Source organism: Oscillospiraceae bacterium (assembly GCA_015065085.1).
GTDB lineage: Bacteria > Bacillota > Clostridia > Oscillospirales > SIG627 > SIG627.
Window position 1 is genome coordinate 52397 of the sequence record SVQW01000014.1, and the last position, 9042, is coordinate 61438.

9 protein-coding genes are annotated in these 9042 nt (G+C 41.1%); 5 read left to right on the forward strand and 4 right to left on the reverse strand.

The genetic code is table 11. The features are described from left to right. Positions 1-2 precede the first annotated feature (2 nt). Entirely contained in the window at positions 3-2135 is a 2133-nt protein-coding gene (locus E7588_08975) for a hypothetical protein (GenBank protein MBE6689386.1), read from the forward strand. Between the two features lie 80 nt (positions 2136-2215). On the opposite strand, the gene E7588_08980 is transcribed toward E7588_08975, so the two are convergent. Next, positions 2216-2734, reverse strand: a complete 519-nt coding sequence (locus E7588_08980; protein MBE6689387.1) for a YgjV family protein — start codon at positions 2732-2734, stop codon at positions 2216-2218. Positions 2735-2878: 144 nt separating this feature from the next. After that, the gene (locus E7588_08985) at positions 2879-3397 is read right to left on the reverse strand and encodes a YgjV family protein (GenBank protein ID MBE6689388.1); all 519 of its coding nucleotides are present in this window, start codon (positions 3395-3397) and stop codon (positions 2879-2881) included. A gap of 224 nt (positions 3398-3621) precedes the next feature. Between E7588_08985 and E7588_08990 the strand changes: the two genes are divergently transcribed. Continuing rightward, the gene (locus tag E7588_08990) at positions 3622-4473 is read left to right on the forward strand and encodes a hypothetical protein (GenBank protein ID MBE6689389.1); all 852 of its coding nucleotides are present in this window, start codon (positions 3622-3624) and stop codon (positions 4471-4473) included. 90 nt (positions 4474-4563) lie between these two features. Here E7588_08990 and E7588_08995 read toward each other — a convergent pair whose 3' ends face one another. Continuing rightward, the gene (locus E7588_08995; protein MBE6689390.1) at positions 4564-5184 is read right to left on the reverse strand and encodes a DUF47 family protein; all 621 of its coding nucleotides are present in this window, start codon (positions 5182-5184) and stop codon (positions 4564-4566) included. A gap of 18 nt (positions 5185-5202) precedes the next feature. Next, positions 5203-6255 carry an inorganic phosphate transporter gene (locus E7588_09000; GenBank protein ID MBE6689391.1) on the reverse strand — a complete coding sequence of 351 codons (1053 nt, stop codon included), beginning with the start codon at positions 6253-6255 and terminating at the stop codon, positions 5203-5205. Positions 6256-6701: 446 nt separating this feature from the next. Here E7588_09000 and E7588_09005 point away from each other — a divergent pair, with 446 nt between their 5' ends. From E7588_09005 to E7588_09015, 3 genes are all read left to right on the forward strand, one after another. Then, complete coding sequence (locus E7588_09005; protein MBE6689392.1) at positions 6702-6911, forward strand: AbrB/MazE/SpoVT family DNA-binding domain-containing protein; 210 nt, start codon at positions 6702-6704, stop codon at positions 6909-6911. A gap of 3 nt (positions 6912-6914) precedes the next feature. Continuing rightward, positions 6915-8093, forward strand: coding sequence for a glucosyltransferase (locus E7588_09010; GenBank protein ID MBE6689393.1), 1179 nt, complete (start codon positions 6915-6917; stop codon positions 8091-8093). A gap of 627 nt (positions 8094-8720) precedes the next feature. Next, on the forward strand, positions 8721-9042 hold a 322-nt coding region (locus tag E7588_09015), incomplete at its 3' end, for a manganese catalase family protein (protein MBE6689394.1).

A 9042-nucleotide genomic window follows, 5' to 3' on the forward strand; every position in this document is an offset into this window, starting at 1 on the left:
TTATGGAAAAGAAAAAGTTTGTTTTCGGTACACAGTATCTCAGAGGCGCCTCTCCCGAACGCGATGTATGGGAAAAGGATCTGTACAACATAAGAAAAAACGGTTTTAATACCATAAGAGCCTGGCTTGTATGGAATACCATTGAACGCAGTGAAGGGGTTTTTGATTACGATTATCTTTCAACCTTTCTTGAACTTGCCAAGAAAAATGACCTTGAGGTGGGGCTTCTTTTCCACATGCATGCATGTCCCGAATGGGCAGTGAAAAAGTACCCTCATTACTTTTATGAGGATGAAAGACAAATTCCATTCCAGCCCGCTGTGCGTCCAAACACACCCGGTGGAGGCTGGCCGGGACTTTGCTTTGACAATCCCGAGGTTCGTGAGATTGAGCGCAGATTCATAGAAGGTGTTATTGCTGAAACTAAAAAGCATGACTGTGTTTCCTTCTACGAGCCCATGAATGAGCCGCATCAGTGGAATAATTACGTAAACCCCTATGCATCTATTACATGCTATTGCGATGCCAGTGTAAAGCGTTTCCGTGAATGGCTGGCTAAAAAGTATAGTGACATAAAAACGCTCAATGACAGTTGGGGACACTTTTACAACGATTTTGACGAAATACGTCCTCCGCGCTGGACTCCTTCGTTTGCCGACTATGCGGATTTCCGTCTGTTCACAATTGACAATATACGCGATGAAATAAAATACCGCTCCGAAATAATTAAAAGTTGTGATAACAAGCCTGTTATCGCACACGCCTGGGGCGGTGGCTCCGTCACCTGCGCAAACCTTGGCGGAATGGCATTTGACGACTGGAAAAATGCTCAGGTATTTGATAAATGGGGGTACAGTGCATTTCCAAAAGCCGCGTCGGACTGTGCCACACTGGGAATGGGCTGTGATGCCACAAGATGCGCTGCCGGCGGCAAAGAGTTCTGGCAATCCGAACTGACCGCGGGATCAAACGGCACAGGACTTAGTATAACAGGCAGAGTTGACGTAAATACATTCGACAAATTCTGTCTTGAATCAATACGCCACGGTGCAACAGGTCTGTTGTACTGGCAGTATCGCAGTGAAAGATTCGGAAATGAATGGGGCGGATATTCCTTCACGGATTACAACGGAGATGCAACCGAGCTTTCCGAAAGAGCAGGAGAGCTTTGCCGTGCGGTTACTGCGCATGAAGATTATTTTTTAAACGGCACACAAAAGCCGGCAGAGGTAGCACTTGTATTCAGCTTACGTTCATTTCTTGCCGACTGGGCTAACACACAAGAAAGAAAAAACAAATTTGCAGTTGACAGCATAAGCGGTTATTACAAAATTTTCTGGGAAGAAAATATTACCGCAGATATTATTCACGAGTCATTCGCACCCGAGCTGTCGCGTTACAAACTTATTATACTCCCCTCACCCTATGCAATTTCCGAGTCATTTTCCGCAAAACTCAAGGAATATATAAAAAACGGCGGAACAGTCATTTCCGACCCGTTCTACGGTGCTTTTGAGGAAACCTTCAAACGTTCTTACCACATTCCCGGTCACGGCTTTGAAGAAGTGTTCGGCTGTACGGCAAGGGATATGAGACAGCGTAAAGAGGTCACATTGACCGACGGGAAAGAAAGCTATACGCTTAAAGGCACACAGCAATTTGAGGTGTTTAAGGTGCCGGATGGCAACGTACTTTACACCACAACAAACGGTGAACCTGCCATCATTTCCAACAAATTCGGAAAAGGAAGAGCGATTATTTCAGCGACAAATCTTGGGCTTAGTTATTCCGACCGTTCACTTATTGCAGATGACATTCACAGCTATGATACAGCCAACAAAAGTATTTTTGCAAGGGATTTTGTGCTTAAGGTCGCAAACGAAGCGGGAGTGACACCCAACATTTGTACAGCCAACGGTGTAAAGGTGTCTGTTATTCGCGGACAAAACGGCCTTTCCTATATGGCCATTCTTATAAACAGCACCCTCGAGGAAGCAACAGGCACTATTGAAATAGGCGAAAAAATTTCCGATGTACGCGTTATTTTCGGCAATGCTGTATGCAAAGCGACAAAAAGCGGAATTGATTTTTCGCTCAATCCGGAGGAATCCTGCATAATGGTACTTGAAAAATAATTACAATGCGATTTAAAAGCAAATTCCCGTTTCCTTTCGGAAACGGGAATTTCGGACCATAAGGTTTTTAGGTGAAAATGTTATGATTTTTTCTTTTTAGTATCGTAAATTATCATTCCGGCTACATTCACTGCAAGTTGAACTGCGTGAGTCAAAAGCGGAGCATACGACGGTTTCAGCAAATCATAGATAACAAGAAACAGCAGATTGAAAAGACTGCACAATCGATAATTTTTTCCGTTCTTCTGAACGATGGAAAGTACAAAAAGCATAGAGGTAGCTATAACAATAAGGTCTACAAGTTCCGAAAGAATAACAATATTTATAATAACAAAGGTTGCGGCGTACGCGACTATCAGCCACATCGGAAGCTTTTTTTCTTTGGATTCAAAAAAGTAGTTGATGATTGTGAATAACGATGCTATATAACCGGTCAACGCACCGTTGAGCGAGCCGGAGATAAGGTAGCTTGTAGACAAAAGCGCATTACCCAAAAACACGAGAATCAGAATAATTTTCATGTTTTTGCCTTTTATAAGAGACGATGCCAGCATAACTGCAAGCGCTATGATGCTAAGTATGTAAGAAATTATTTCCATATATCCTCCATGTTTTGTTTCTTATCGAGAACAGTGAGTATTCTAACACATCCAAAGTAAAAAATCAACTATTATTGCAAATTTAAGCAAAATACAATATAACTTGGAAAATGAAGTGCGGGAATCCTGAACTTCATTTCGCTTTTATGCTTTTTTCTTTTTGGTATCGTGAATGATCATGCCAACCACATTGAATGCCAGCATTATCGCATGAGTAACCAGCGGTGCATAGGAGCCTTTGATTATATCATAGGATGACCACAGTATCATATTGATGAGCGTCCATATACGGTATTTTCTGCCGTTTTTCTGTCCGATGCACATTATGAACGTGAGAGAAGCGATAATAGCCATGATATCCACAAATTCTGTGAAAACCATAAGGTTTATAACCACAAATGCCGCAGAATATGCAATTATGAGCCAGATGGGGAGCTTCTTATTTTTGGATTCAAAAAAGTAATTGATGATTGTTTGTGCCGCTCCTATGTAGCAGGACGCCGCGCCATTGGCATTTTGGTCTATAAGATAGCTTGTAGCCACCAGAGTATTGCCCAGAAATACCAAAACAAGTATCTTGCGCATATTCTTTCCCTTCAAAAGGGATGCCGTTATCATACTTATGAGACCCGTAATGCTGAGAACAAATGAAAGAACTGCCATTATTACCTCCTGCGATGTGACAATGATTAAAGCCGTGTGCCAAATTTATTAAATTTTCATTTACCGGGCACACGTCCGGTATTATATCACAAAATGACATACAATGCAATACTTTGAAGCAAAAAAACGAATTATGTTTTTTTATGAATTTACAAAAACACGCTGTTCTGCATACCATAACTATACAGGAGTTCATCCTGACAAAAAACAAAAGGAGGAAATCTATGGCAACATTCTTTAACCAGGCAACCCTGTCATACAGCGGTGGAACTGTCAATTCAAATGTGACCTCAGGCGAAATAATTGAAGTTCTGTCCGCTTCAAAAACCGCCGTTACAGGCGAATACACCCAAGGCTCCGAAATCACATATGCAATAAATATAGCGAATTCCGGTGCATCTCCCATAAACGGTCTTACCGTCACCGACAATCTTGGTGAATACACTGCGGGGGCTTTAACACTGTACCCAATGGACTACATAAACGGATCAGTAAAATATTTTGCTGACGGAATTTTGCAGCCCGCTCCCGCAGTAATCGCAGGTCCGCCTCTTGTAATCACAGGTATAAGCATACCCGCAAACGGAGTTGCAACAATTTTGTATACAGCTGTTGTCAACAGCACCGCCTCTCCCCTTGCCGACGGAACAATACTTAACACCGCGGTCATAAGCGGAGCGGGTATTACCGACATCACAGTTAACGAAACTGTTACATCCGACAATGCGCCCGACCTTACCATCGCAAAATCCGTATCCCCTGCCGTCGTTACCGAAAACGGACGGATAACATACACTTTTGTTATTCAGAATACCGGCAATACTCCTGCTGTGACAACCGACAACATAGTAATAACCGACACCTTTGACCCCATTCTGAGCGATATAAGTGTAACCTATAACGGCACCGTTCTGACTGAACCCGACGGATACACATATAACCCGGCAACAGGAGACTTTGCCACCCAGCCCGGTGCAGTAACCGTCCCCGGGGCAACTTACACTCAGAATCCCGCAACCGGAATCTGGACTGTAACCCCAGGTGTAGCTACACTCACCGTAAGCGGAAATATCTGATTTTTTCGAGCTAAAAAGTTTTTTACGCAGCAAATCCCCGCTTTTTTTACATAAAAAGCGGGGATTTTTAACTTGGGAATTCTGCACATATCAGGTGTTTTTCATGATAACAGAGCCGACACATTCACTTACATGCTCGCAGGCATCGATGCATGCCTCGAAGCAATCAAACATTTCTCGCCATGCAATGGTAGTGAGCACATCGCCCGGGTTCACCATCAATTCGTGAACAGAAGAAATATAAAGTCTGTCGCACTCCTCCTCCACATCGTTAAGCTCTACTATAAGTGAATGTATTTTTTTGGATTTTTTAAAGTTCTCAAATTCAGCCATCATTTCACAAAGTATCTGACACGACTTCACTATATTCTCCGCAAAAACGATCGCCGACGGGTTAATTACGGTAATATTGTTCATATAAAGCTTTTGCAGTAAATCCTCTATGTTGTCAGTAACATTATCAAGGTCATTGCTCAGCAAATCCAGGTCCTCACGGTCAACGGGTGTAACAAATGCTTTCGCCAGCGCATCACCCATTTCATGCTTTTTTGCGTCTGCGCCATGCTCGATTTCGTGCATTTCCTTAAGCATGTCACCAAGGTTATCGGGATTATAATTTTTAAGACAGTCCAGCAGATAGTCTGCTGCTTTCTTTGAAAGCGTCACACACTCCAAAAAATTTTCAAAATAAAACTTATCACCTTTTGCCATTTTATAACTTCCTTTCAATTACGTGAATAACATCATAAATATTTTAGTCATAACAAAACCCACAAGCCCACATCCGGGGAAGGTAAGTACCCATGTAAGCACCATTTCCTTTACAACACCGAAGTTGATTGCGGAAACTCTTTTAACGGCACCCACACCCATGATCGATGTAGTTTTAGCATGAGTGGTAGAAACAGGAAGACTAAACACAGAACAGAACAACAATGACAATGCCGCAGCTATATCAGCTGAAAATCCCTGGTATTTTTCAAGCTTTACCATATCCATACCAACAGATTTAATGATTTTCTTGCCACCCATCGCCGTGCCCAGTGCCATGACAACCGAGCATATAATCATAAGCCATACTGGAATGCTTATATCTGACGGTAGCGCCTGATCCTTGGACATATATACACAAAGGAGTATAACGCCCATAAATTTCTGCCCGTCCTGAGCGCCGTGCATAAACGCCATGGCGGCGGCACCGCCGATCTGTGCTCCGCGGAAAAACGGTTCTGTTTTACAACGGTTTGCCTTATAAAAAATCAAAGAAACAAGCTTACACACAAGCCAGCCCAGTCCAAATCCGAGAACAACGGAAATTCCTATACCGTAAATTACCTTTATCCACTCAGCACCGTTTACACCCTCAAAGCTGCCGCGAAGAGCTATTGCACTTCCCGTAAGTCCTGCAATAAGCGCATGACTTTCACTGGTGGGAATTCCGAACACCCACGCCAATGTAGCCCATAGAACGATAGCGAACAGTGCCGCGCTGAGAGCTATTATTGCCTTGTCGGGGTCGGAGCCGAAATCAACCATCTTTGTAATGGTTTCCGCAACAGTGGCATTGAGCAGTGTCATTACAAAGACACCCAGGAAATTGAACACTGCTGCCATGATAACAGCCAGGCGCGGAGACATACATCTTGTAACCACGCATGTTGCTATTGCGTTTGGGGCATCCGTCCAACCATTTACAAGTATAACACCAAGTGTAAGTGTTACTGCAATAAGCAAAAGCGGATTGTTGGTCATCTGAAGCCAAAATGATAAAACTGAATCCATATATAACCTCTTTCGATTGTAGCTTTGTCCGATACATTATAACACTTTTTCAGACACAATTCAAGTTATTTTACTTAAGTTTTACACCATATACCAACCATAAACAGAAAAAGCGCATCTGTATTTCAGATGTGTTTTTTGGGGTATGAGCTGTACGAAAAAGCTGTTTTTATCGGTTTTGCGTGTGACCGGACTATCGCATTTTAGCTGAATATCGGCAATTGCCGATGTGAAGTGAACCTCACGCGCCAAAGGTGCACCTGATTGAAAACCCGACAAGTCGGAACTTGTCGGGTTTTATGGCACTAACGGTCAATTTTCACACGAACAAATCTGCAGTGCAAAGTGCAAAAAATTATTTCACAGTGAACTTTTATTATCCTATTGACATTTTCACAAAAATATAGTATAATCATTCATACTAATCATACAAAGGAGAACTGGCTATGAATATACACGAAGGTAAATATGCATGGATGGTCAAAATAGGAGAAAAGGGACAGTTTGTTATCCCTAAAGAAGCAAGAGAAATGTTTGATTTTCAGCCGGGAGATGAGATTTTGGTTCTCGGTGACACCAACCGAGGAATTGCAATTCTTCCCAAAGCAAAACAACAAGATACTATCAAACAAGTTTTTTCTAAAATAGAGGAATAAAATATGAGTAAAATAGTTTTCTTTTGTATTCCCGCGCATGGACATACTAACCCCACTCTTGGTGTTGTCAAGGAACTCGTTTCTCGCGGGCACAAGGTATGGTATTATTCATATAACATTATGCGTGAAAAAATCGAGTCGGCAGGTGCAACATTTATATCCTGCGATGATTATGATACGGAGCAAAACTTAAGTGCCAAAGACGCTACCCGTGTAGGAAAAGACCTGTCATTCTCTACAAAGATACTGGTAGACACCACATTGGCTCTTGATGACAAGGTTTGTGAGGAAATGTCAGAGCTTAAGCCTGACTTAATTGTTGCAGATTCTATGGCATTATGGGGAAAAGTCGTTGCACTAAAGCTTGGTATTCCTTTTGTTTCATCAACAACAACCTTTGCATTTAATAAGCATTCAGCAAAGATTATGAAACAAGGTCTTGGAGATTTGTTAAAGATGCTTTTCGCTATGCCAAAAACATCTAAACAAGTCAAAAGACTAAGGGATAAAGGGTATCCCGTAAATAGTATTCTTGATATTATCGGCAATGACGATAGCACACATACTATTGTATATACTTCTCCTGAAATTCAACCTTGTTCAGAGACTTTTTCGGAAAAGTACGCATTTGTCGGACCTTCAATTCGCCCTGCAACAGAGAAAATAGAAAAAAAGATGGATAAACTTATTTATATATCCATGGGAACTGTAAATAATGATATGATGGCTTTTTACAAAAGCTGTATATCAGCTTTAACAAATACAGATTATCAGGTAATAATGTCTGTAGGTAATTTAGTGTCTGTCGAGGAGTTTGGAGAGTTACCGGAAAACATATCAATTTATTCATATGTTGACCAAATTGCCGTTTTGGAAAAAGCAGATGTCTTTGTATCACACTGCGGAATGAACAGTGTCAATGAAAGTTTATATTTTGAAGTTCCACTCGTTATGCTACCACAAACATCGGAGCAAAAAGGTGTTGCCGAGCGAGTCAATCAGCTTGGCGCAGGAATAAAAATCGATAAATCAGACAAAGCATCCATTTTGAGTGCAATAAATAAAATACTTAATGATGGTATGTATAAGCAAAATGCCAAAAAGATTTCAGATGGATTAAAAAACTCTTCGGGTGCAAAAGGCGCTGCAGACAAAATTATACAGGTTTGTGAAAGTAATTAGTCCATCGAACTTAACAGCGAACAAAATGCACCTCTCGTTTCACTACAAAACTTTTCTCGGTGCATTTTTGTTTAGAAAAGTTTCGTAGTGATTTATGAGTGATAACAGACATTAAAAAATTATTTTTTACCCATTATACAATTCAATAAAAACTTTACTTTTATATAAATCCCTTTATTTCTGCGGTTTTGAGCAAAAAAACAAGCGTAACTTTGTATCAAAGTTACGCTTATTCTATGGTGCGAGTGTTCATAACGTGTAAAACTCGGACGCGAGAACAAAAATACAAAATAGAAAAGAACCTCGTACGCGATAATGCGTGTCGAAGCTCTCGACTGGCAGGGGTAGAAGGACTCGAACCCTCAAGAACGGTTTTGGAGGTCATGTCAAATTAAAAAGACCGTCAAAATTGTTCCCACCGCTCCGCCGTTTGTGCTACTTGCTCTTTTGAACCTTATGCCGTTTGATGCTTTATTGATGCTATTGAAAAACCTCTGCAAATTTGATGCCCAACAAAAACTATATCAAAAAATGATACACCTTAAACAAAGAAAAAACAGCTTTTTCGAATAATATACCTTAAATTGCTAAAAATAAAGATAGAATATTGCAATTGGAGGTAATAATATGTTTAAACATGAAAAAATGCTTTTTCATCCGGTAGAAGTTGAAAGACAAAATCCACAGTACGCCGTACTGCTCCAGGAACAACTCGGCGGCGGAAATGGTGAACTGAAAGCAGCTATGCAATATATGTCGCAGAGTTTTCGTATCAAGGATCCCGAAATTAAGGATTTATTTTTGGATATAGCTGCAGAAGAACTTGGACATATGGAAATGGTTGCACAAACCATCAATTTACTCAACGGTCATGATGTAGATGCAACTAAGGTACAAGCAGGCGAAATACAATCCCATGTTCTTTTGGGACTTAATCCCGGTCTTATAA